Origin of the sequence: Pseudomonas citronellolis (genome assembly GCF_029335315.1) — a bacterium.
In the GTDB taxonomy this organism is placed as follows: Bacteria; Pseudomonadota; Gammaproteobacteria; order Pseudomonadales; family Pseudomonadaceae; genus Pseudomonas; species Pseudomonas citronellolis_A.
The window spans coordinates 1-21,214 of record NZ_JARJLT010000074.1 but is presented as its reverse complement, the minus strand read 5'-3'; the positions used below and the strand labels follow the sequence as shown (position 1 = coordinate 21,214).

General features: G+C 69.3%; 21 protein-coding genes. 7 read left to right on the top strand and 14 right to left on the bottom strand.

Going from position 1 to position 21,214, the window contains the following annotated elements; all coding sequences use genetic code 11:
• Positions 1–8: 8 nt before the first annotated feature.
• Complete coding sequence (locus P3W75_RS06400; RefSeq protein ID WP_276226524.1) at positions 9–1,433, top strand: gamma-aminobutyraldehyde dehydrogenase; 1,425 nt, start codon at positions 9–11, stop codon at positions 1,431–1,433.
• A 247-nt stretch (positions 1,434–1,680) separates the two neighbouring features.
• Here the strand turns inward: P3W75_RS06400 and P3W75_RS06395 are convergent, their stop codons facing one another.
• The 6 genes from P3W75_RS06395 to P3W75_RS06370 all read right to left on the bottom strand — a co-directional run bounded on the left by P3W75_RS06395 (position 1,681) and on the right by P3W75_RS06370 (position 7,082).
• A complete protein-coding gene (locus P3W75_RS06395; protein ID WP_276226523.1) occupies positions 1,681–2,388 on the bottom strand; it encodes a type 1 glutamine amidotransferase in 708 nt (235 codons plus the stop codon).
• A 163-nt stretch (positions 2,389–2,551) separates the two neighbouring features.
• Positions 2,552–2,893 carry a ribonuclease E inhibitor RraB gene (locus tag P3W75_RS06390; RefSeq protein ID WP_276226522.1) on the bottom strand — a complete coding sequence of 114 codons (342 nt, stop codon included), beginning with the start codon at positions 2,891–2,893 and terminating at the stop codon, positions 2,552–2,554.
• A gap of 297 nt (positions 2,894–3,190) precedes the next feature.
• Positions 3,191–3,877 carry a hypothetical protein gene (locus P3W75_RS06385; protein WP_276226521.1) on the bottom strand — a complete coding sequence of 229 codons (687 nt, stop codon included), beginning with the start codon at positions 3,875–3,877 and terminating at the stop codon, positions 3,191–3,193.
• A 43-nt stretch (positions 3,878–3,920) separates the two neighbouring features.
• Complete coding sequence (locus P3W75_RS06380) at positions 3,921–4,682, bottom strand: SDR family oxidoreductase (RefSeq protein ID WP_276226520.1); 762 nt, start codon at positions 4,680–4,682, stop codon at positions 3,921–3,923.
• Positions 4,682–5,623 carry an alpha/beta hydrolase gene (locus P3W75_RS06375; RefSeq protein ID WP_276226519.1) on the bottom strand — a complete coding sequence of 314 codons (942 nt, stop codon included), beginning with the start codon at positions 5,621–5,623 and terminating at the stop codon, positions 4,682–4,684. Before P3W75_RS06375 ends, P3W75_RS06380 begins: the two co-directional genes overlap by 1 nt.
• On the bottom strand, positions 5,607–7,082 hold the full coding sequence (locus P3W75_RS06370; RefSeq protein WP_276226518.1) for a flavin-containing monooxygenase: 1,476 nt from the start codon (positions 7,080–7,082) through the stop codon (positions 5,607–5,609). Before P3W75_RS06370 ends, P3W75_RS06375 begins: the two co-directional genes overlap by 17 nt.
• Before the next feature lie 153 nt (positions 7,083–7,235).
• Here P3W75_RS06370 and P3W75_RS06365 point away from each other — a divergent pair, with 153 nt between their 5' ends.
• Positions 7,236–8,243, top strand: coding sequence for an AraC family transcriptional regulator (locus P3W75_RS06365; RefSeq protein ID WP_276226517.1), 1,008 nt, complete (start codon positions 7,236–7,238; stop codon positions 8,241–8,243).
• Here the strand turns inward: P3W75_RS06365 and P3W75_RS06360 are convergent.
• Positions 8,240–9,154 (bottom strand): LysR family transcriptional regulator, encoded by a 915-nt coding sequence (locus tag P3W75_RS06360; protein WP_276226516.1) that lies wholly within the window; start codon positions 9,152–9,154, stop codon positions 8,240–8,242. The two genes, P3W75_RS06365 and P3W75_RS06360, sit on opposite strands and share 4 nt — an antisense overlap.
• A gap of 116 nt (positions 9,155–9,270) precedes the next feature.
• On the opposite strand from P3W75_RS06360, the gene P3W75_RS06355 reads away from it, so the two are divergent.
• On the top strand, positions 9,271–11,028 hold the full coding sequence (locus P3W75_RS06355) for an amidohydrolase (protein ID WP_276226515.1): 1,758 nt from the start codon (positions 9,271–9,273) through the stop codon (positions 11,026–11,028).
• A 140-nt stretch (positions 11,029–11,168) separates the two neighbouring features.
• The gene (locus tag P3W75_RS06350; RefSeq protein WP_276226514.1) at positions 11,169–11,912 is read left to right on the top strand and encodes a TorF family putative porin; all 744 of its coding nucleotides are present in this window, start codon (positions 11,169–11,171) and stop codon (positions 11,910–11,912) included.
• A 742-nt stretch (positions 11,913–12,654) separates the two neighbouring features.
• Here P3W75_RS06350 and P3W75_RS06345 read toward each other — a convergent pair.
• From P3W75_RS06345 to speE, 3 genes are all read right to left on the bottom strand, one after another.
• The gene (locus tag P3W75_RS06345) at positions 12,655–13,440 is read right to left on the bottom strand and encodes a sulfite exporter TauE/SafE family protein (protein WP_276226513.1); all 786 of its coding nucleotides are present in this window, start codon (positions 13,438–13,440) and stop codon (positions 12,655–12,657) included.
• 162 nt (positions 13,441–13,602) lie between these two features.
• Complete coding sequence (locus P3W75_RS06340) at positions 13,603–15,681, bottom strand: LTA synthase family protein (protein WP_276226512.1); 2,079 nt, start codon at positions 15,679–15,681, stop codon at positions 13,603–13,605.
• A 234-nt stretch (positions 15,682–15,915) separates the two neighbouring features.
• Positions 15,916–16,776 (bottom strand): polyamine aminopropyltransferase, encoded by an 861-nt coding sequence (gene speE / locus P3W75_RS06335; RefSeq protein ID WP_276226511.1) that lies wholly within the window; start codon positions 16,774–16,776, stop codon positions 15,916–15,918.
• 168 nt (positions 16,777–16,944) lie between these two features.
• On the opposite strand from speE, the gene P3W75_RS06330 reads away from it, so the two are divergent.
• Positions 16,945–17,853, top strand: coding sequence for a DNA-3-methyladenine glycosylase family protein (locus P3W75_RS06330; protein WP_276226510.1), 909 nt, complete (start codon positions 16,945–16,947; stop codon positions 17,851–17,853).
• 5 nt (positions 17,854–17,858) lie between these two features.
• Positions 17,859–18,335, top strand: a complete 477-nt coding sequence (locus P3W75_RS06325) for a methylated-DNA--[protein]-cysteine S-methyltransferase (RefSeq protein ID WP_276226509.1) — start codon at positions 17,859–17,861, stop codon at positions 18,333–18,335.
• Here the strand turns inward: P3W75_RS06325 and P3W75_RS06320 are convergent.
• Together P3W75_RS06320 and P3W75_RS06315 are read right to left on the bottom strand one after the other, a co-directional pair.
• Positions 18,332–18,865 (bottom strand): methylated-DNA--[protein]-cysteine S-methyltransferase, encoded by a 534-nt coding sequence (locus P3W75_RS06320; RefSeq protein ID WP_276226508.1) that lies wholly within the window; start codon positions 18,863–18,865, stop codon positions 18,332–18,334. The genes P3W75_RS06325 and P3W75_RS06320 overlap by 4 nt on opposite strands.
• A 24-nt stretch (positions 18,866–18,889) precedes the next feature.
• The gene (locus P3W75_RS06315; RefSeq protein WP_276226507.1) at positions 18,890–19,468 is read right to left on the bottom strand and encodes a TetR/AcrR family transcriptional regulator; all 579 of its coding nucleotides are present in this window, start codon (positions 19,466–19,468) and stop codon (positions 18,890–18,892) included.
• 67 nt (positions 19,469–19,535) lie between these two features.
• Here P3W75_RS06315 and P3W75_RS06310 point away from each other — a divergent pair, with 67 nt between their 5' ends.
• Positions 19,536–20,063, top strand: coding sequence for a dihydrofolate reductase family protein (locus tag P3W75_RS06310; RefSeq protein ID WP_276226506.1), 528 nt, complete (start codon positions 19,536–19,538; stop codon positions 20,061–20,063).
• A 180-nt stretch (positions 20,064–20,243) separates the two neighbouring features.
• On the opposite strand, the gene P3W75_RS06305 is transcribed toward P3W75_RS06310, so the two are convergent.
• On the bottom strand, positions 20,244–20,435 hold the full coding sequence (locus tag P3W75_RS06305) for a PLDc N-terminal domain-containing protein (RefSeq protein ID WP_276226505.1): 192 nt from the start codon (positions 20,433–20,435) through the stop codon (positions 20,244–20,246).
• A gap of 51 nt (positions 20,436–20,486) precedes the next feature.
• Entirely contained in the window at positions 20,487–21,170 is a 684-nt protein-coding gene (mtnC, locus tag P3W75_RS06300; protein WP_346429850.1) for an acireductone synthase, read from the bottom strand.
• Positions 21,171–21,214 lie beyond the last annotated feature (44 nt).

Sequence of the window (21,214 nt, the reverse complement as noted above, 5' to 3'; positions counted from 1 at the left end):
AGCCCGCAATGCAAAGCAAACTGCTGATCAATGGCCAGTTCGTCGCCGGCGAAGGCGCGCCGCTGGATATCCTCAACCCCTCCACCGGCGCGGTGCTCGGGCAGGTCGCCGAGGCCAGCGAGGCTCAGGTGGACGCCGCCGTGCGCGCCGCCGACGCCGCCTTCGACGGCTGGTCGCAGACCGCGCCGAAAGACCGCGCGCTGCTCCTGCTGCGCCTGGCCGACAAGATCGAGGAGCACGCCGAAGAGCTGGCGCGCCTGGAATCGCAGAACTGCGGCAAGCCCTACGCCGCCGCGCTGAACGACGAAATCCCGGCGATCGCCGACGTGTTCCGCTTCTTCGCCGGCGCCAGCCGCTGCCTGCCCGGCTCGGCGGCCGGCGAGTACCTGCCCGGCTTCACCTCGATGATCCGCCGCGACCCGGTGGGGGTGATCGCCTCCATCGCGCCCTGGAACTACCCGCTGATGATGGCCGCCTGGAAGCTCGGCCCGGCCCTGGCCGCCGGCAACTGCGTGGTGCTCAAGCCCTCCGAGCAGACCCCGCTGACCGCCCTGCGCCTGGCCGAGTTCATCGCCGAGCTGTTCCCCGCCGGGGTGGTCAACCTGGTGTTCGGCCGCGGCCCCACGGTGGGCAGCCCGCTGGTCAACCACGCGCTGGTGCGCATGGTCTCGCTGACCGGCTCGGTGGGCACCGGCAAGGCGATCATCCGCAGCGCCGCCGACAGCGTGAAGCGCCTGCACATGGAACTGGGCGGCAAGGCCCCGGTGATCGTCTTCGACGACGCCGACCTGGCCGACGTGGTCGAGGGCATCCGCACCTTCGGCTTCTACAACGCCGGGCAGGACTGTACCGCGGCCTGCCGCATCTACGCCGGCAAGAATATCTACGACAACTTCGTCGCCGACCTGGCCGGCGCGGTGTCGAGCCTGAAGACCGGCCTGCAGGACGACCCGGCCACCGAGCTCGGCCCGCTGATCACCGCCAGCCAGCGCGAGCGCGTGTCCGGCTTCGTCGAACGGGCCAAGGCCAGCCCGCACATCCGCATCGCCACCGGCGGCGCGGCGGTGGCCGGCAGCGGCTTCTTCTACCAGCCGACGGTGGTGGCCAATGCCCAGCAGGACGACGAGATCGTGCGCAACGAAGTGTTCGGCCCGGTGGTCTCGGTGACCCCGTTCAGCGACGCCGAACAGGCGATCCGCTGGGCCAACGATTCCGAGTACGGCCTGGCCAGCTCGGTCTGGACCCGCGACGTCGGCCGCGCCAGCCGGGTGGCGGCGCGCCTGCAGTACGGCTGCACCTGGGTGAACACCCACTTCATGCTGTGCAGCGAGATGCCCCACGGCGGCTTCAAGCAGTCCGGCTACGGCAAGGACCTGTCGATGTACGGGCTGGAGGACTACACGGTGGCGCGGCACATCATGTTCAAACACTGAGCGCGCGGCCTTCCGGTCGGGGGAGGCCGACAGCGAAGGCGCTGGGCTCCCGCGTTCGCGGGGGTGACGGGGTTGGGATTGGCGCCCCCTCCCAGACGTCGTCCCCGCGAACGCGGGGATCCAAAGCCTTCGGCCCCAGCCCACCGTAGGAGCGGATTCATCCGCGATCCCGCCGGCAAGGCCGGCGCTCGAGCCATCGCGGACGGAGTCCGCTCCTACAGGGGGCGGCAGCGCAAGGGGCGGGGCGTCAGGCGGCGAAGCCGGCCAGCTTCAGCCAGTGGGCGTAGAAGCCCTCGGCCACGCGGTTCAGCTCGGCCACCTTGCGCGGCAGCTCGGCGAGCATCACCTCGCGGGTTTCCTGGCTCGGCTGGCTGGGGTCGAGGTACTCGGGCCAGCCGTTGATCCAGCCGGCCACCAGTTCCTCGGTCATCTCCGGGTGGCCCTGCAGGCCGAGGACGAAACCGCCCCAGCTGAAGCCCTGGTTGGCGCACCAGGGGCTGGACAGCAGGTGCTCGGCGCCTTCGGGCAGGTCGAAGGTGTCGCCGTGCCACTGGTAGATCGGGAATTCCTCGGGCAGGTGCGCCAGCCACGGGCTCTGACTTTCCAGGCGGCGCATCGGCTGCCAGCCCATCTCGGTGTAGCCCTGGTGGTGGATCGGCGCGCCGAGGGCCTTGGCCAGCAGCTGGCCGCCCAGGCAGTGGCCGATCAGCGGCACGCGGCGCTCGATGAAGCGCCGCAGCGCGGCCACTTCGCTGCGCAGCCAGGGCAGGTCGTCGTTCACGCTCATCGGCCCGCCCATGATGGCCACGGCTTGCGGCCGTTCCAGGTCGTAGCCGTCCAGCTCGCCGTGGTCGGCGCGGCGCACGTCGAAGGCCAGGCCGGCGCGGTCGAGCACCGTGGCCAGGTGGCCCGGCGGGCAGAAATCGGCGTGGGTCAGAATCAGGATATCGGTCATGGTCACCTCCGCGGCGCAGTCTGCCGCAAAAGGCGCCCGACCATAACCCCCGGCGGGCCCGCGTACAGGCCGCGCCGCCCTCCGGCGGCGCGGTATCACTAGGCTTCAGGGGAGTGGGAAGCCGCCGGCCGGCATGGCGCGGCGGCGCAACGCGGGGGTGGGGTCAGGGACGCAGGCTACTCACTTCCTGCGTCACGCCCCAACCATCGAGCACGCCTCCCAGCGGCGCCACGACCTCCTCCAGGTCGTGTTCGAATGCGCCAATGGCCGCGTGCGTCGCGAACATCACCTTGCTGATCTGCAGGTTCCAGCCACCGTCGGAACGGGCCTCGACCTGGGCACGCAACGATTCGCCGCGAAACTGCCGTGCGGCCGTGCGGGCTTGCTGTTCATCGGGAAAGATGGCGAAGAAGTCGATGGGATGGATGCGGGCGAAATCGAAGCCGCCCTCCTTCATCCGGCGCAGCACATTGACACTGATATCCTCCGAGAGGGGCTTTTCCATGGTACGCACCTCCTGTCGAGACTTTCAGGGTTTCACCTAGTTTCCCCGGCCAACGCGCGCGCGGCTCACAGCCGATGCGCGCGGCGGGCACCTTGTCGTGCCACAGGAAACGCCAAAATGCATCAACGTCCCCCAATCGGTAGCCAAACGCGTCGAATTGGCGAGGACTCAAGCCGGTTCGCCAACGCCTCGGGCACCAACAGTTTCAGCGTAGCGCCATTGCCGGCCAAATGCCGCTTTCCGCGCCGCTTGGCTTGGCCGCCGGCGACGGGCGGCTTACCCGGGGTGGCCGCTGGCTCAGCCGCCCAGGGCGACGCACAGGAGGATCATGCCCACCCCCAGGGCGGTGAACCCCAGGGCGCCGAGCGGCGAGCGGTCGCCGGCCCAGCGCGACAGCAGCCAGCCCAGCAGCGCCAGCATCAGCACGCCGATGAACTGGGCGCTGCGCAGGGCCAGCTGCGGGTCGGCCAGCCACCACAGCGGCAGCACCAGCGGGAAGGTGCTGAAGAACACCAGCGCCACCACCAGCAGCGCCGCCAGGTAGTCCTCGATGCCGGCCGCCGGCGGGCGCTCGCGGCCCAGGTGGCTGGCCAGCAGTTGCTGGCGCAGGCCCCAGATTTCCTTGCCGTCCAGGCGGTCGAGCAGCGCGCCGGGGAGGAACTCCTCCAGCCCGGCGCGGAAGCCCGCCTCGGCGTCCTCGCGGCGCAACGCGGCGAAACGGTTGTGCCGGTGCAGTCGCTCGACGCGCAGGCGCACCAGCAGCATCAGCGCGTCCACCAGGCCCCAGGCCAGGTTGCAGCCCAGCGCCGCGGCGATCATGCCCTCGCGGCTGGCGCCACCGGCGGCGGACAGCACCGAGACGATGGTCAGGGTCATGATCACCCCGTAGGTCGCCTCGCTGATGCGGTCGAAGGGCGAGGTGACCTCGTCCCACACCCGCCGCCAGGCTCCGCCCGGCGCCCGCCGCATCCGTTCCTCACGCATGAACCGCCCTCCTCTGCCCAGGGCGCATTCTAGCCGGGACGGCTCAGGCGCGGCTGAGCCAGCCCATCACCCAGCGGTTGATCGCCGGCGGCGACAGCTGCCCGGACCAGTACATGGCCTGGAACAGCGCACCGATCGGCCGGTGCACCTTGTCGCTGTGGGCTTGGCGCCAGGCCGCGGCGGCGATGTCCTCGGCCTTCAGGCTCACCCCCAGGCGGCGCAGCACCGGCGGCTCGTAGGCCTGGCTGGTGACCATCGGCGTGCGCACGAACGGCGGCATCAGGTCGGCGACGCGGATGCCGTGGCGCCGCCACTCCAGCTCCAGCGCCTCGGTGAGCCCGCGCACGGCGAACTTCGAGGCCGAGTAGGTGGCCATCTCCGGCACCCCGTAGAGCCCCGAGGCCGAGCCCATGTTCAGCACCTGCGCGCCGGGCGTGGCCTTGAGCGCGGAAAAGGCCGCGTGGCAGCAGTTCAGCAGGCCCTGCACGTTGATCGCCAGCAGGCGCCCGTGGTCTTCCACCGGGATGTCCTCGAAGCGGCCGAAGCGCAGGATGCCGGCGCAGTTGAACAACAGGCGCAGGCGCCCGTCGCCGGCGCCGACGAAATCCGTCAGCGCCTCGCGCACCGCCGTGGCGTCGGTGACGTCCAGGCTGCGCCGCCAGGCGCCGCCCAGCTCGGCGGAGAGCCCGGCGAGGGCCTCGGCGTTCATGTCGAGCAGGCCGACGCGCCAGCCGTTGGAGTGGAACAAGCGGGCGCTGGCCGCGCCGATGCCGGACGCCGCGCCGGTGATCAGGATGCTGTCCATCAACGCTCGCCTCCCTGGTGCCGGCCGAGGAACCCGGCCACCTCGCCCAGCGCCCGGTCGGCGATGCGCAGCAGCCCGGCGTGGGCCTGGAACACGTGCCAGCAGTCGCGGTAGCGCTGCAGGCTGACCGCGACGCCCCGCTTCTGCGCGGCCTCGGCCAGGCGCAGGCTGTCGTTGCGCAGCACTTCGTCCTCGCCGACCTGGATCAGCAGCGGCGGCAGCCCGGCGAGGTCGGCGAACAGCGGCGACAACTGCGCCGAATCGCGCGCCACGCCCGGCGGGCAGAACTGCGCGATGGCGCTTTCCACCCAGGCGCGGCTGATCAGCGGATCGCCAGCCGGCGGCTGGTGCCACTGCGCGCAGCTGACGTCGGTGACCGGCGAGAACACCACCAGCGCCGCCGGCAGCGGCAGGCCGCGCTCCTTCAGGGCCAGGGCCAGTTGCAGGGTCAGGTGGCCGCCGGCGGAATCGCCGGCCACCGCCAGCCGCGCCGGGTCCTGGCCGCGCGCCAGCAGCGCCTGGTAGACCGCCAGGGCGTCTTCCAGCGGCGCCGGGAAGCGGTACTCCGGGGCCAGGCGATAGTCCGCCGCGCACACGTCGACCGCGCCCAGGCGCGCCAGGTTGGCGGTGATCGCCCGGTGCGTGGCGGCCGAGCCCACCAGGTAGGCGCCGCCGTGCAGGTAGAGCAGCGCGCGGCCCTCGGCGGCGCCGGCGCGCTGCCATTCGCAGGGCACCCCGGCGATGATCTCGGCGCTGCGCGTGACGCCACGCGGGGCCAGGGTCGCGGCGGTGAGCGCGTTGAGCACCCGGCGCTGGATCGGCACCGAAATCGGCGGGCGCATCAGCCCTCTGAACAACAAGCGCAGGGTGCCGCGCAGCAGCCCGGCGAGCAGGCGCTGCGAGGTGGACGGCGGCGGCGAGAACTCAACGGGCGCATTCATAGTCGGCGAACTCCGGCTGACGGGTCTGTTGGCGGTAGCGGAAGGTGTAGCCCGGCCAGTTGTTGGTGTTGCGGCCGCTGGCGGTCTTGTACCAGCTGTCGCAACCGGCCTCCCAGACGGTGTGCTGCAGGCCACGCTGCAGGGCCTGGTTGTAGGCGCTCTGCACCTCGGGCTTGACGTCCAGGTAGCGCAGGCCCTGCTCGGCGAGCCGGCGCAGGCAGGCCAGCACGTAGGGGAACTGGCTCTCCAGCATGTAGACGATGGAGTTGTGCCCCAGGTTGGTGTTCGGCCCGTAGAGGATGAACAGGTTGGGGAAACCGCTGACACTGATGCCCTTGTAGGCCTCGGCGCCCTCCGCCCAGGCCTGCTCCAGCCAGCGCCCGCCCAGGCCCTGGATGCGCAGCGGGGCGAGGAACTCGGTGGCGGCGAAGCCGGTGCCGAAGATGATCGCGTCCACCGGGTGGCGCTGGCCGTCGCGGGTGATCACGGCGTCCTCGGCGACCCGCTCGATGCCGTTGTCGAGCACCCGCACGTTGGCCCGCGCCAGCGCCGGGTAGTAGTCGTTGCTGATGAGAATGCGCTTGCAGCCCAATGGGTAGTCCGGGACCAGCCGGCGGCGCAGCTGCGGGTCGGCGATGCCCCGGCGCAGGTGCAGGCGGAAGTTCAGTTGCATGAATTTCATCAGCGGCGGGAAGGTGGAGAAGGCCAGCACCCGCGCCTCGTGCTGCACGTACTTGAGGCCGCGATCCAGGCGCTGCAGCCACGGCAAGCGCGCCTTCAGGCGGCGCTCCCAGTCGCTGTAGGGGCGATCCGGCTTGGGGATCACATAGGGCGCGCTGCGCTGGAACAGCAGCAGCTCGCCGACCTGTTCGGCGATACGCGGGACGAACTGGATGGCGCTGGCGCCGGTGCCGATCACCGCCACGCGCTTGCCGCGCAGGTCGGCGCGATGGTCCCAGTGCGCGGAGTGGAAGGCCGCGCCCTTGAAGTCGTCGAGCCCGGCGATGCGCGGGTACAGCGGCCGGCTCAGCTGGCCGGTGGCGCAGACCAGGGCGCGGGCGCGCAGCAGCTCGCCGTCGGCGCAGCGCACCCGCCACTCGCCGGTGGATTCGTCGAAGCAGGCGTCCACCGCCTCGCAGCCGAAGCGGATGCGCGAGCGCAGGCCGTACTTGTCCGCGCAATGCCGCAGGTAGTCGAGGATTTCCCCCTGCGGGGCGAACTTGCGGGTCCAATCGGCCTTGGGTTCGAAGGAGAACGAATACAGGTGCGATGGCACGTCGCAGGCGGCGCCGGGGTAGCTGTTCTCGCGCCACACGCCGCCGACGTCGGCGGCCTTCTCGAGGATCAGGTAGTCGTGGATGCCCGCCTGCTGCAGGCGGATGGCCAGGCCCAGGCCGCCGAAGCCGGCGCCGATGATCAGCGCGCGCAGGGGTGCCGGGCCACGGGAAGTATTGTGCATTGTTGTGCTCCCGATGGGTCTGGGCGGCGGCGCATGGGCGCCCCCGCCATCCGCCTCGCTGGCGAATGAGCATAGGCTAGTGCCCCGGCGCGCGCCGGGTTATGGCATAGTCGGACAAAGAATTGTGATTTTCGGACAAGCCCGGAGCCGCCGATGCCCGACCTCCCCTGGCCCGCCCGCCGCAGCGCCTTCAGCGTGCAGCTGCTGACCCAGTTCGGCCTCGACCACGGCCTGGCCCTGGAGGACTGCCTGCACGGCAGCGGCCTGGACCTGGCGGTGCTCGCCGACCCGACGCGCGACATCGACGCCCGTTGCGAACTCCAGGTGCTGCGCAACCTGGCCGGCCGCCTGCCCGCCGGCAGCGGCCTGCAGGCCGGCCTGCGCTACCACCTGAACACCTACGGCATCTGGGGCTTCGCCCTGCTCAGCAGCCCGACCTTCCGCGGCGCCGCGCTGCTCGGCCTGCGCTACCTCGGCCTGACCTACGTGTTCACCCGCCTGAGCCTGCACGAGAACGGCGGCGAAGCCTGCCTGCTGCTGGACGACAGCGCCGTGCCGGAGGACCTCCAGGCCTTCGCCTGCGAGCGCGACCTGGGCGGCGTGCTGCGCGTACAGCGCGACCTCACCGGGCGCCCGCTGCCCATCCTGCGCGCCGAATTCCGCCGCCCGCGCCCCGCCGATATCGCCCCCTACCTGGCCGAACTGGGCGTGGAGCCGGTCTTCGGCCAGGCGCGCAACCGCGTGGTCTTCGCCAGCGCCACCCTCGACCTTCCGCTGCCCGGCGCCAACCCCCAGGTGGCGCGGCACTGCGAGGAACAATGCCGCGCCCTGCTGGCGCGCCGCCAGGAACTCGGCGGCCTGGCCGGGCGCATCCGCGACCGCCTGCTGCGCACCCCGGGCCGCCTGCCGGACATGGAGCAGGTGGCGGAGGAACTGCACATGACCTCGCGCACCCTGCGCCGTCGCCTGCAGGACGAAGGCAGCAGCTACCGCGCCCTGCTCGACGAAGTGCGCCAGGCCCTGGCCGAGGAACTGCTGGGCACCGGCGCCATCCGCCTGGAGGAGATCGCCGAGCGCCTGGGCTATGGCGAGGTGTCCAACTTCATCCACGCCTTCAAGCGCTGGAAAGGCGTGCCGCCGGGACGTTTCCGCGAGCGCTAGGCCAGCGGGATGTCGAGCCGCCGCAGCGCGCTTTCCAGCTGCTCGATAAAGGCGAGGATCTTGCGCGTGGCGCGGCGGTGGCTGGGGTAGACCGCGAGAATCTGCTGGCCAAAGGCGTCGGGGTCGAAGTGGTAGTCGTCGAGCACGCTGCGCAGGCGGCCGTCGCGCAGGAACGGCAAGGCGCTCCACAGTGGACAGGGCATCAGCCCGTGGCCCTTGAGGCAGGCCGCCAGCAGCAGTTCGTGGTTGTCGCTGACCAGGCGCCCCTCGCGCGGCGAGGAAAAGCGCTGGCCGTCGCGTTCCAGCCACCAGCGCGAATCCAGCGCCGGGTGCCAGTAGGTCAGGCGGTCGTGCGCGGCCAACTCGTCCGGGTGCTGCGGCGTGCCGCGCCGGGCCAGGTAGGCCGGGCTGGCGCAGAGCACCAGGCGGTTCTGCGCCAGCGGCCGCACGATCAGCCCCGGCAGGTTGCTGTGGCCCAGGCGCAGGGCCAGGTCGTAGCGGCCGTCGAGCAGGTCGACGTAGCTGTCGCTGAGGTCCATCTGCAGGCGCAGGTCCGGGTGACGGTCGAGGAACTCGGCGCACAGGTCATTGAGAAAGGCCGCGCCGAAGGCCAGCGGCGCGGTCACCCGCAGCTTGCCGCGCAGGCTCTGCTGCAGCTGGGCGATTTCCTCGGTGGCCTCGTGCATGCGCGCCAGCACCTCGCGGGCGCTGTCCAGGTACAGCTGGCCGGCCTCGGTCAGCGCCATGCTGCGGGTGGTGCGCTGGAACAGCCGGGCGCCGAGGTTGGCTTCCAGCTGGCCGATGGCCTTGGTCACCGCCGAGGGGGTCTTGCCCAGTTGCTCGGCGGCGCGGCTGAAACTGCCGGTCTCGGCGCAGGCGACGAACAGGGTGAGGCTGCTGAACCTGTCCACATTCTTTCCTTTTCTTCACAAGTCTTGTGCCAGCGCCTGGCTATCGGCGAAACGGCTAGGCCCAGTAGCCTCTGGCGCAAACCAATAAAAATCAACCACCAAGAAAAGGGGATGTCATGCGAAGGCTCATCAAGGGCGCTCTTGCCGTTGCGATCGCACTGGGGACTTTGGAAGCGCACGCACAAACCGCCGACCTGATCCTGTACAACGCCAAGGTCTTCACCGCCGAGCCGGGGCAACCGCTGCAGCAGGCCGTGGCCATCGCCGGCGACAAGGTGCTGAAGGTCGGCAGCGACGCCGAGGTGCGCGCCCTGGGCGACGCCCACAGCAAGCAGGTCGACCTCGGCGGCAAGCTGCTGATGCCAGGCTTCATCGACAGCCACTCGCACTCGGTGTTCGGCGGCCTGGAGCTGATCTCGGCGAGCATGGGCGACGAGCAGGTCAGCCTCGAACAGCTGGAACAGCGCCTGCGCGAAGGCCGCGACAGCGGCAAGGCCAAGGTCGCCGACATCCTGGTGATGAACGGCATGAACTCCAGCTACTGGTCGCAGGCCGCCGGGCTGGCGAAAATCTTCAACGCCGGCGAATGGGCGCAGGTGCCGATCGTCTTCATCGGCAGCGACCACCACACCGCCTGGGCCAACGCCGCCATGCTGCGCCGCGCCGGGGTCGACGCCAGGCTGGTGCGCTCGCTGCCGGCCGCCGAGCAGCAGAACATCGCCCACGCCAAGGACTTCACCCCCACCGGCTTCGTCGTCGACGCCGGCTTCGACCGCGTCGCCCAGGCCATGCCGGCGGCCGACCAGAAGACCCTCGACCGCGCCGGCCTGGCCGCCGTGCAGTACAACAACAGCCTGGGCATCACCGCCTGGATGGACCCGGCCGCCAACGGCGCGCCCGGCGACGCGCTGTTCGACATCAAGCCCACCGAGAAGACCGTCGGCGTGCTCCCGGTGTACCGCGACCTCGCCCAGCAGGGCCAGCTCAGCGCCCACGTCGCGGCGCTGCTGGTGGTCAACCCGAAGAGCCGCCCGGCCGACCTGGAGGTGATCGACAAGGTGCGCAAGCAGTTCGAGGGCATCCCCAACCTGAGCCTGCCGGGCATCAAGGTGTTCGCCGACGGCGTGCTGGAATACCCGGCGCAGTCCGCCTCGCTGCTGGAGGACTACAAGAACCTGCACAAGCCCGGCGAACTGCTGCTGGACCCGCAGCACTTCGGCGAGCTGGTCAGCGCCGCCGACGCGCGCGGCTGGCTGGTGCACGTGCACGCCATCGGTGACCGCGCGGTGCGCGAGTCGCTCAACGGCTTCGCCCAGGCGCGCAAGGACCGGCAGAGCGGCATCGCCCACTCGATCACCCACCTGCAGCTGGTCAACCCGAGCGACTTCCCGCGCTTCAAGCAGCTCGGGGTGATCGCCTCGATGCAGCTGGACTGGGCCACCGCCGAGGTCTACACCCTCGACCTGGTGAAGCCCTACATCGCCGACGACGTGTACCGCTACATGTACCCGGCGAAATCGCTGCTGGACGCCGGCGCCACCATCGCCGGGGCCAGCGACTGGCCGGTGTCCACCCCGGACCCGCTGCGCGCCATGTACCAGGCGGTGACCCGCAAGGGCCCGCAGGGCGTGCTCAACCCCGAGCAGCGCATCGACCGCCAGACCATGTTCTACGCCTACACCCTGAACGCCGCCAAGGCCATGGGCCAGGGCGACAGGATCGGCAGCCTGGCGCCCGGCAAGCAGGCCGACCTGGTGGTGCTCGACCGCGACCTGTTCAGCGTGCCCGACGCCGAGCTGGCCGAGGCCAAGGTGCTGCGCACCCTGTTCGGCGGCCGCGAGGTCTACCGCGCCGACGGCCAGAACGCGCTCTGATCCGCTTTGCTCCGGTGCCGGGTCCGTAGAGGCCCGGCCTTTCCCGCCGCCCCTTCCCTTTCCGCATCCCGGCTCGCCGGCGGGAGGGGGCTGCGCGGGCTTTTTCAGCTGCCCATACAATCACAACAACGGGTAAGTCCATGAAGCACAACGCACTGATCCTCGGCGCGGCGCTCGCCTGCGCGCCCTTCTCGGCCAGCCAGGCGCTGGAACTCAACGACGAGTTCTCGCTGGCGCTGGAAACCACCCTGGCCAGCGACTACCGCACCCGCGGCATCTCGCAGACGCAGAACGACCCGGCGATCCAGGCCGGCGCCACGCTGCAGCACGCCAGCGGCCTGTACCTCGGCGTATGGAGCTCCAACGTCGACTTCGGCTACGGCCTGAAAACCCGCCAGGAGCTGGACTACTACGCCGGCTGGTACTGGCAGGCCACCGACGCGGTCAGCCTGGACCTGGGCTACATCCAGTACCGCTACCCGAAGGAAGGCCAGTTCGACCAGAGCGAGGTCTACGCCATCCTCAGCGCCTACGGCTTCGAGCTGGGCAACTACTACTCGAAGGACATCACCACCTACGCCGGCAAGGACCAGAGCCAGCTGTACAGCTACATCGGCTACGGCTTCGACCTGCCGGCCGAGTTCAAGGCCAAGCTGCGCTACGGCCGCAACGACGCCAAGGACGCCATCTACCTGGCCGGCGACGGCGGCACCCGCAGCACCTACCACGAATGGGAAGCACGCCTGGACCGCGAATTCGCCGGCATCGACTGGTCGCTGAGCTACATCGACACCGACCTGTCGCAGAGCGAGTGCTTCAACTGGCAGGGCTTCAAGGACATCTGCACCGCCACCGTGGTGGCGCGGGCGACCAAGACCTTCTAACCCACGCTGGCGCCGAGCTGTAGGAGCGAGCTCGCTCGCGAAGGGCCTCCCCCGGCGGCTTCGGCGCGCCGGGTGAACGCCGCAACCCTCTCCCGCAAGCGGGAGAGGGGGCCGTTCGGCGCGGGCGGATAGCACGGCGTCATCCTGAAACCCCGTCATCCCCCCAAGCGCCGAACACCCCGTAGGAGCGGGCCACGCCCGCGATCGCGCGCATGGCGCGCTCCTACGGTGAAATCCGTAGCCGGCCGGCGGCAATGGCGGATAACGCCGTAGGCGTTATGCGCCCTACGGGTTTCCAGAGAAACATCCGAGCGCGCCGAACGCCCCGTTCAGGAGGCCGAGCGAAACCCCCGCTCAGGAGGTCGGGCGACATGGATGTCGCGCGAGCCCCGATCTGTACAGGGACGTACTGTCGGGGCGGGCCTCCGTGGCGGGGGAATTCGTGAGGGAAGCCCGGCTTGCCGGGCCCGGATGCCGGGGCAAGCCTTTTTGGTTCCTTTTGTGGCGACTGACAAAAGGGACTCGCCGAGAGGCGAAACAAGAAACATCCGAGCACTCATAAGCGGCGCGCTACGCCCAACCACAAAGTCTCTGGGTTATTCCCCTTCGGGCCAGCGCAAGCGCTGTTCGCGATGGAGCCGCGTCCCGCGTTCGCGGGGATGACAGGGAAGGGACGGGTGCAGGGCGAACAACCGCTCACGGTTATCCGCCGACAATCACAGAGACAACCGCAAGCGCCGGATCAGAACACCAGCTTGTAGCCGATGCTGAACAGCATCACCGCCAGGAACGGCCGCAGGACGCCATCCGGAATCCGCCCGGACAGGTGGCTGCCCAGGTAGATGCCCGGCAGCGACCCGCACAGCAGGTAGCCCAGCAGGTGCCAGTCCATGTTGCCCATGCTGGCGTGGCCCAGGCCCGCGACCAGGGTCAGCGGCACCGCGTGGGCGATCTCGGTGCCCACCAGGCGGCGGGTGGCGAGGAAGGGATAGAGCACGAACAGCGCCACGGTGCCCAGCGCGCCGGCGCCGATCGAGGTCAGCGCGACCATGCCGCCGAGCGCCACGCCGGTCAGCACGGTGAACAGGTTCAGGCTGGTGCCGCCCAGGTGGTAGTGGTCGCCGGCGTGGCGATGGGCGAAGGCCAGCAGCTTCTGCTTGAACAGAATGGCCAGGGCGGTCAGCAGCAGGACCACGCCCAGCGCGTGCTTGATCACCGCGTTCAACGCCGCCGTGTCGGCCCCCAGCTGGTGCAGGAACAGCAGGGTCAGGCCGGCCGCCGGCACGCTGCCGAGGGTCAGCCAGCCGGTGATGCGCCAGTCCACGTTCTTGTGCCGGGTGTGCACCAGCACGCCGCCGGACTTGGTGATGGCCGCGTAGAGCAGGTCGGTGCCCACCGCCGCCGCCGGGTTGATGCCGAACCACAGCAGGATCGGCGTCATCAGCGAACCGCCACCGACGCCCGTCATGCCTACGATGAATCCGACCAGCAAGCCTGCGACAACGAAACCAAGGACGCCGAAATCCATCAATTCTTCCTGAAAGCCATGTGTGGCCCGCGAAAACCGGCGGGCAGGATAGCGGCTTTCCTTATAAGTGCTTAGATCGTTATTGACTTAATTTATAACCAAATCTTAAGACGCCTCCCATGAAAAAGGGGCCCGCAGGCCCCTTCTTCCGTCACACACCGGTCATTTGCTGTCCGGCTTGCTGTCCACCACGCCCGTGGTGTTGTTCAGCAGGCTCTTGGTGGCGATCTGCAGGAACGACTCCAGGCGCTGCTTCAGCTGGGCCTCGTCGGGCGCGTTCTGCACGCGATCGGCCTTCGGGCTGGCGCCGACCTGGTAGTCGTACACGCGGATGTCGCCATCCTTGGGCTTGATCAGGATGCGGTTGCCGGAAAGGATGGCCACCACCTGCTCGCTGCCCGAGGGCTTGATCACGCCGAAGCCCTTGTCGCCTTCCGGCAGGTTCAGCAGGTCGCGACCCCAGCACTGGTGACGCACCTCGCCACCCACGCGGCCCATGATGGTCGGCACGATGTCGATCTGGGTGCCGACGGTGGCGCGGCTGCTGCCGAACTTCTCCTGGATGCCCGGGGCGATGATCAGGAAGGGCACGTTGAAGCGGAACAGGTCCATCTCGGTGAGCTGCTCCGGCGCGCCGAAGCCATGGTCGCCGACCACCACGAACAGGGTGTCCTTGTAGTACGGCGACTTCTTCGCCTTCTCGAAGAACTGCCCCAGCGCCCAGTCGGAGTAGCGCATGGCGGTCAGGTGCTCGTCGAGGCTGCCGTTGCCGGTCACGCGCTCCACCGGCAGGTCCTTCGGCAGCGCGTAGGGCACGTGGTTGGAGAGGGTCTGCAGCAGGGCGTAGAACGGCTTGCCGCTGGCGGCGAGCTTGTCCAGTTCCTCGTTGCCGCGGGAGAACATGTCCTGGTCGGACACGCCCCAGGTCGGGTCGGAGAACACCGGGTTCACGAAGTCGTTGCGCCCGATGAAGGTGGTCATGCCCTGGTTGGCGAAGAAGCCCGACTGGTTGTCCCAGGCGAAGTCGCCGTTATAGACGTAGACGTCCTCGAACTGGCGGGCGCTGAGCAGCTGCGGCAGGCCGGAGAACTTGTGGCCGCCCTCCGGCGTCTGCATCAGGTATTCGAAGCCCGGCAGGTTGGGGAAGCAGGCCATGGTGGCGAACATGCCCTGGTGGGTATGGGTGCCGTTGGAGAAGAACTGGGTGAACAGCAGGCCTTCCTTCGACAGCTTGTCGAAGTTCGGGGTGATGTTGCCCGGCGCGCCGAGGGCGCCGACGAAGTGGCCGGCGAAGCTCTCCATGAGGATCACCACGACGTTCTTCACGCCCGGCAGGGTGCCGCTGGCCGGCGGGGTATAGTCGCGGCGCACCGCCGCGTCGTCGGTGTCGACCAGCTTCTCGTCGGGCAACAGCAGCATCTGCCGCACGGTGTCGCGGGCCTGGTCGTCCGGCAGGGACGCCTTCCAGATGTTCGCGCGGTCCTCGCCGAAGCGGTCCTCGGCGGCCTTGAGCAGGGTCATCGAGCCGTTCAGGCCCAGGTGGTTGGCGAACATCGAATCGGTGGTGAAGGCGTCGCCCCAGCGCAGCGGCGGGCCCTGGCGCAGGGTGCCGCGATAGGCCACGCCGAGCACCACGACCACCACCAGCAGCGCGGCGACGCGCAGGTACCAGACCGCCCCCGAGGCGCCGGTGGCGCTCGGCCGGGTGGCGCGGTCGACGCCGCGGAACAGCATGAACAGCAGCCAGGTGGCCACGGCCCAGGCCAGCAGGTAGCGGACCACCGGGTAGCCGTACCAGATCATGCTCATGACCGTCTTCGGGTCTTCGGACATGTACTGGAACACCAGGCTGTTCAGGCGCTGGTGGAACTCACGGTAGAAGTCCAGTTCGAGCACGCCGAGGAACAGCGTGAGGCTGGCCAGGGCGGTCAGCCAGACGCGCCAGAGCATGCGCCAGCGCATCGCGGTGACGCTGACCAGGGCGAAGATCAGCGGCACGAGGATCAGCGTCACCGCGCGGATGTCGAAGCGCATCCCGGTGCCGAAGGCCTCGATGAAGGTGCTCGCCGGGGTGTCGCCGATCAGCTCGCGGTTATAGATCAGCAACGCCAGGCGCAGCAGGGAGAACATCAGCATCAGCGCCAGGCCGCTGAGCAGGATGAACCCCAGGTGGCTGGACACAGTCGCGCGCGCCAGGTTGGCGCCGCGCTGGCGGGAATTCAGGACTTCCGATTGGCCCATGGTCAGGTTCCGTGTACTTAGAAACGTTCGGGTTGAGCGCCCTCCCCTGCATGCACTCGGGAAAGGGGCGCGGGCCGCCTCGCCGGGAAACGGGCAGGACGGCCGGCGGCGCATTCTAGTCGGGCCGGCTTAGCCGGAGCTTAATGAACGAAGGCGCCGAATCGGCGGATTATGCCCAAAGCCGGTGAAAAAAGAGTCATGGCCGCCGCGCGATCGCGCGGCGGCGCGCCCGGCTCAGTCGTTGTGCGGCTTGCCGATCGCCTGCAGCACGTACTGCGGCAGGGCGAAGGCGCCCTGGTGGATCTCCGGGTTGTAGTAGCGGGTGCCCACGCCGCTGGCGGCGAAGCGCTGGCGCAGGGTCTCCAGCGGCACGCGGCGCAGCGCCGGGTCGGTGGCGCCCCAGGCGAAGGTCATGCTGCCGCCGATGTAGGTGGGCACGGCCGCCTGGTAGAAGTGCCAGTCGGCGAACAGGCCGTTCATCCGCCCGGCGGTGTTGCGCACGGTGTCCAGCTGCATGAACGGGGTGCCGTTCTGGGTCACCAGCACGCCGCCCGGATTCAGGCAGCGGTGGCAGGCCTGGTAGAAGTTCTCGGAGAACAGCACCTCGCCCGGCCCGATCGGGTCGGTGGAGTCGGAGATGATCACGTCGAAGCGGCGCTCGGTGGTGGCGACGAAACGCATGCCGTCGTCGATCACCAGGTCCAGGCGCGGGTCGTCGAAGGCGCCGTTGGAATGGCGCGGCAGGAACTGCTTGCACATGTCGACCACGGTGCCGTCGATCTCGACCATGGTGATGTGCTCGACGCTGGCGTGCTTGCTCACTTCGCGCAGCATGCCGCCGTCGCCGCCGCCGATGATCAGCACGCGCTTGGCCGCGCCGTGGGCGAGGATCGGCACGTGGGTGAGCATCTCGTGGTAGATGAACTCATCCGCCTCGGTGGTCTGGATCACCCCGTCCAGGGCCATCACCCGGCCCATGCGGGCGTTCTCGAAGATCACCAGGTGCTGGTGCTCGGTGCGCACCTCGTGGAGCATCTGGTCGACGCTGAAACGCTGGCCGTAGCCTTCGTAGAGGGTTTCCTGGTAATCGCGCATGGGCGGTCTCCCGGATCAACGGTGAATGAGGCGGGCCGAGGGCCGGCCGTGAAAGGCGCGCATTCTACCGGGCGGGGCATGACAGGTGGAACCCGCGCGGTTTGCCGATGCAGTTTGAAAGTCAGCGGCGGGAGGACAGGCGCGATGCGCCGGGTTATCGTCGGCCCCATGAACCGACCGAACGCTCCCCTCGTCCTGCACCTGCCCTACCAGCCGCCCTGGAACTGGCGGCAGTTCCACGAGCATTTCGCCCTGCGCCGCCTGGCCGGCGTCGAGGTGCTGGGCGACGATCACTACCGCCGCAGCCTGCGCCTGGACGGCGCGCCGGGGTGGATGGAAATCCGCCCGCTGGCCACCGAGGCCGCCCTGCGCGTGGAGCTGCACCTCGACGGCGCGCCCCCGGACGCCGCGCCGCTGGCCGCCAAGGTGCGCAAGATGTTCGACCTCGACAGCGACCCGCTGGCGATGGCCGCGCACCTGGGCGCCGACCCGCTGCTGCGGCCGCTGGTCGAGGCCTGGCCAGGGCTGCGCCTGCCCTGCGCGTTCGACCCGTTCGAGCAGGCGGTGCGCGCCATCGTCGGCCAGCAGGTCACGGTGAAGGCGGCGGTGACCATCGTCGGGCGCCTGGTGCAGCGCCTCGGCGAGCCGCTGGGCAACGCCATCGAGGCCGGCCCGCAGTACCTCTTCCCGACCCCACGGGCGCTGGCCGAGGCCGACCTGGCGGGCATCGGCATGCCCGGCAAGCGCGTCGCCACCCTGCAGCGCTTCGCCGCCGCGGTGGCCGAGGGCGCCCTGCAGCTGCACGTGGAGGATGGCGCCGAGGCCCTGGTGAAGCGCCTCTGCGAACTCCCCGGGATCGGTCCCTGGACCGCCGAATACGTGGCCCTGCGCGCCTTCGGCGAGGCCGACGCCTTCCCCGCCGCCGACCTGGGCCTGCTCAAGTCGCCGGTATGGGGCGAGGCCGGCATCGCCGCCCGCGACCTGCAGCGCCGCGCCGAGGCCTGGCGCCCCTGGCGCGCCTACGCCGCCGTCTATCTCTGGCAAGCCTATTCGCAAGGCAGCCGCATCGGAGGATGAACAGCATGTTCTACCGCTACTACGACAGCCCGCTGTGCCGCCTGCTGCTGGCCGGCGACGAGGAAGGCCTGCGCATGCTCTACATGACGCCCTTCGAAGGCCACGAACCCGGCCCGGACTGGCGCGAGGCCAGCAGCCAGCTGGATGAGGCGATGCGCCAGCTCGACGAATACTTCGCCGGCCGCCGCCAGCGCTTCGAGGTACGCCTGGCGCCGCGCGGCACCGAATTCCAGCGCGCGGTGTGGAAGGCCCTGTGCGACATCCCCTTCGGCCAGACCACCTGGTACGCCGACCTGGCCGAACGCATCGGCCGGCCCAGGGCGGTGCGCGCGGTGGGCGCGGCCAACGGCGCCAACCCGATCAGCATCATCATTCCGTGCCATCGGGTGATCGGCCGCGACGGCAGCCTGACCGGCTACGGCGGCGGCCTGCCGCGCAAGGAAGCGCTGCTGCGCCTGGAAGGCGCGCTGGAAAACGCCTAGAAGTCGAAGGCAGTCTGAGCGGCCTGCGGGTCTTCGAAACCTTCCAGCGCGAGCATGCGCCTCTTCGAGGCGCTACCGCCCGGCGCCGAGAAGCCGCCGGTCCTGCCGCCACTGGCGAGCACCCGGTGGCACGGAATGATCAGCGGAATCGGGTTGCTGCCCATCGCCTGTCCCACGGCGCGGGACAAGCCGACATCGCCCAGACGCCGGGCGATCTCGCCATAGGTCGTGGTCTCCCCGCGCCCCAACCGAAGGATGTCGTCGTATACGCGGCGGTGAAAATCGCTGACCGCCGACAGGTCCAGCGGCACGCTGTCGAAGGACACCGCCTCGCCCCGCGCATAACCCAGGATCAGTCGGCGTGCCTCGTCGATGAACGCCGGCCAGTGCGCGGTTTCGCTCCCGAGCCGGTCGAAGCGTTCGCGCACACTGTGCACGGAGTCCCCCGGCAGATAGGTACGCGTAACCCCCTGCGAGCTCCAGGCGAGCCCGAACCAGCCGAGGTCGGTTTCGATCAGGCAGTAATGCATCGAACGAGTCTCCATCCCTGCGCCTTATCCCGCAACCCTTTCCGCCTTCAGCACGACCTCGCACCAGCGCCGCAACTCATCGCCGATGACGCTGACCGCATCGCCGCGGCGCTCGAAGGCCCACCAGAGCTGCGCACCTTGCCACTGGCTGGCCATCATCCGGCCGAGCATCGCCTGCCTGTGCGGGTCATCGCTCAATCGCCGCCCCAACGCCACGGCCATTGTGGCCCTCCATTGCGCGCCGCGTTCGCGAAGCAGCGGATCACGCATGTCCTCGCGAAGGATCAACAGTCCCTCGGCGAAATCGAACTCGCCCTCGCCCACCGGGGACAGTGCCACCAGCATCCGAACCGCGCCTTCCGGGCTCAACGCTGCGCTTGCATCGAGACGCGCGGTCTGTTCGTCCAACTGGTTCCAGGCGCGCCACAGAACGGCATGGAGAAAATCAGCCTTGGTCGCATACCGCTGCACCAGCGTCGCGGCGGACAGTCCGACCTCACGGCCCACGGCTGCAAAGGTCACCGCTTTCGGCCCTTCGCGCACCATCAGCGCCATGGCGGCGTCGAGTATCGCTTCGTCGCCCACCGTCTTGGTTCGAGCCATGCCACCCTCTTTTATAAATGAACATTCATTTATATATTGGCGCAAAGCTTATCCAAGGAGACTCACCATGGCCAGGATTCTCGGCTACATCGCCTCCAGCCTCGACGGCTTCATCGCTACGCCGGACCATGGACTGGACTGGCTGTTCAAGCATGACCGGCTAAAGCTGGGCGAACATGACTACAGCCTGTTCCTCCAGCGCATTCGCACGGTGGTCATGGGGCGCGCGACCTACGACTTCCTCGCGGCCGATCCCTCTCCCTGGCCCTATGCTGCCCAGCGCGTGCGGGTGGTGACCTCTCGCCCCATCGACGACCCGAAGGGGCCGCTGGAAACCCGTGGCGACGTCGACGCGCTGATCGCGGAACTGCGCGCGCTGGACGACGGCGATGTGTGGATGCTCGGCGGCGGCCAGTTGCAGATGGCCTTCATGGAGCGCGGCGCGCTGGATGAGCTGGAGATCTACGTGATGCCGGAAATCATCGGCGGCGGCTTTCCCCTGTTCCCCGCTGTCGGCCTGCAGGTGTCGCCGACGCTACTGTCGGCGAAGGTCATCGAACCAGGCTGCGTGAGGATGCATTACCGGTTCGAATGACGGATTGGGTCTGCAGGATCGCGGACGAAGTCCACTCCTGCAGCACGGAAACAATACGCTGGCGTACGCGTCCCAACCCGTCATCCCCGCGAACGCGGGGACCCAGTGACGCTGAACGTAGGAGCGGACTCCGTCCGCGATAGCACCCACAGGCCGCGCGGGATCATCGCGGGCCCGGCGCTAGACGCGCACATTGCCCTTCGGCCCGGCGATCGCCCAGATCACCAGCCCGAGCAACGGCAGGATGACGATCACCAGCACCCAGATGATCTTGATCGGAACATCCGCGCTGCTCTTGAGCACGCTGATGATCGCCCAGATGTCGAGGGCGAAGATGACCAGGCCGATCAGCCCGCTGAAGGTCGAACCCATGGCGCCGCTCCCTTGCTGGAGGTGTGTCCTCCAGCATAGACGGCGCCGGCCTCAGCAGCGCGCCGGGTCGATCAGGGCGAAGCTGCCCAGGGTCTCGTGGCCTTCCAGCGCGCCGCCCTCGCGGGCCAGGCCGGTGGTCGCCAGGCCCGCGTCGCGGGCGGCGTCCAGTTCCTGCACCACGTCGGAGAGGAACAGCACCTGCTCCGCCGGCAGGCCGATGGCCTGGACGATCCGCGCGTAGGACGCGGCCTCGCGCTTGGGGCCGCTGGTGGTGTCGAAGTAGCCGGAGAACAGCGGGCTCAGGTCGCCGGCCTCGGAGCAGCCGAAGATCAGCTTCTGCGCCTGGATCGAGCCGGAGGAGTAGACGTACAGCGCGTAGCCCTCGGCCTTCCAGCGGCGCAGCGCCTCCACCGCGTCCGGGTAGACGTGGCCCTTGAGCTGCCCGGCGCGGTAGCCCTGCTCCCAGACCATGCCCTGCAGCGCCTTCAGCGGCGTGGCCTTGCGGTCCTCGGCGAGCCACTGCAGGAGGATGGCGATGCAGCGCTCGACGTCGGCGCCGGTTTCACCGCTCTCGGCGCGCACCGCATCCAGCTGCGCGGCCACTTCCGGCTCGCCGGCGTGTTCGCGGACGAACGCCGGCAGGTGCGCGGCGGCATACGGGAAGAGCACGTCGAAGACGAAGCTGACGGCGCTGGTGGTGCCTTCGATGTCGGTGAGGATGGCTTTGATCGGCATGGGGGACTCCAGAAGCCCGCTTGTACCGCGGACAGCAAGGTGTG

Coding starts and splice junctions, on each gene's coding strand:
- P3W75_RS06325 (WP_276226509.1), top strand. CDS start 17,859: ATGTTCTACCGCTACTACGACAGCCCGCTGTGCCGCCTGCTGCTGGCC.
- P3W75_RS06345 (WP_276226513.1), bottom strand. CDS start 13,440: ATGGATTTCGGCGTCCTTGGTTTCGTTGTCGCAGGCTTGCTGGTCGGA.
- P3W75_RS06395 (WP_276226523.1), bottom strand. CDS start 2,388: ATGACCGATATCCTGATTCTGACCCACGCCGATTTCTGCCCGCCGGGC.
- P3W75_RS06315 (WP_276226507.1), bottom strand. CDS start 19,468: ATGGCTCGAACCAAGACGGTGGGCGACGAAGCGATACTCGACGCCGCC.
- speE (WP_276226511.1), bottom strand. CDS start 16,776: ATGCGCGATTACCAGGAAACCCTCTACGAAGGCTACGGCCAGCGTTTC.
- P3W75_RS06330 (WP_276226510.1), top strand. CDS start 16,945: ATGAACCGACCGAACGCTCCCCTCGTCCTGCACCTGCCCTACCAGCCG.
- P3W75_RS06370 (WP_276226518.1), bottom strand. CDS start 7,082: ATGCACAATACTTCCCGTGGCCCGGCACCCCTGCGCGCGCTGATCATC.
- P3W75_RS06400 (WP_276226524.1), top strand. CDS start 9: ATGCAAAGCAAACTGCTGATCAATGGCCAGTTCGTCGCCGGCGAAGGC.
- P3W75_RS06355 (WP_276226515.1), top strand. CDS start 9,271: ATGCGAAGGCTCATCAAGGGCGCTCTTGCCGTTGCGATCGCACTGGGG.
- P3W75_RS06390 (WP_276226522.1), bottom strand. CDS start 2,893: ATGGAAAAGCCCCTCTCGGAGGATATCAGTGTCAATGTGCTGCGCCGG.
- P3W75_RS06380 (WP_276226520.1), bottom strand. CDS start 4,682: ATGGACAGCATCCTGATCACCGGCGCGGCGTCCGGCATCGGCGCGGCC.
- P3W75_RS06385 (WP_276226521.1), bottom strand. CDS start 3,877: ATGCGTGAGGAACGGATGCGGCGGGCGCCGGGCGGAGCCTGGCGGCGG.
- P3W75_RS06310 (WP_276226506.1), top strand. CDS start 19,536: ATGGCCAGGATTCTCGGCTACATCGCCTCCAGCCTCGACGGCTTCATC.
- P3W75_RS06350 (WP_276226514.1), top strand. CDS start 11,169: ATGAAGCACAACGCACTGATCCTCGGCGCGGCGCTCGCCTGCGCGCCC.
- P3W75_RS06365 (WP_276226517.1), top strand. CDS start 7,236: ATGCCCGACCTCCCCTGGCCCGCCCGCCGCAGCGCCTTCAGCGTGCAG.
- mtnC (WP_346429850.1), bottom strand. CDS start 21,170: ATGCCGATCAAAGCCATCCTCACCGACATCGAAGGCACCACCAGCGCC.
- P3W75_RS06340 (WP_276226512.1), bottom strand. CDS start 15,681: ATGGGCCAATCGGAAGTCCTGAATTCCCGCCAGCGCGGCGCCAACCTG.
- P3W75_RS06320 (WP_276226508.1), bottom strand. CDS start 18,865: ATGCATTACTGCCTGATCGAAACCGACCTCGGCTGGTTCGGGCTCGCC.
- P3W75_RS06305 (WP_276226505.1), bottom strand. CDS start 20,435: ATGGGTTCGACCTTCAGCGGGCTGATCGGCCTGGTCATCTTCGCCCTC.
- P3W75_RS06375 (WP_276226519.1), bottom strand. CDS start 5,623: ATGAATGCGCCCGTTGAGTTCTCGCCGCCGCCGTCCACCTCGCAGCGC.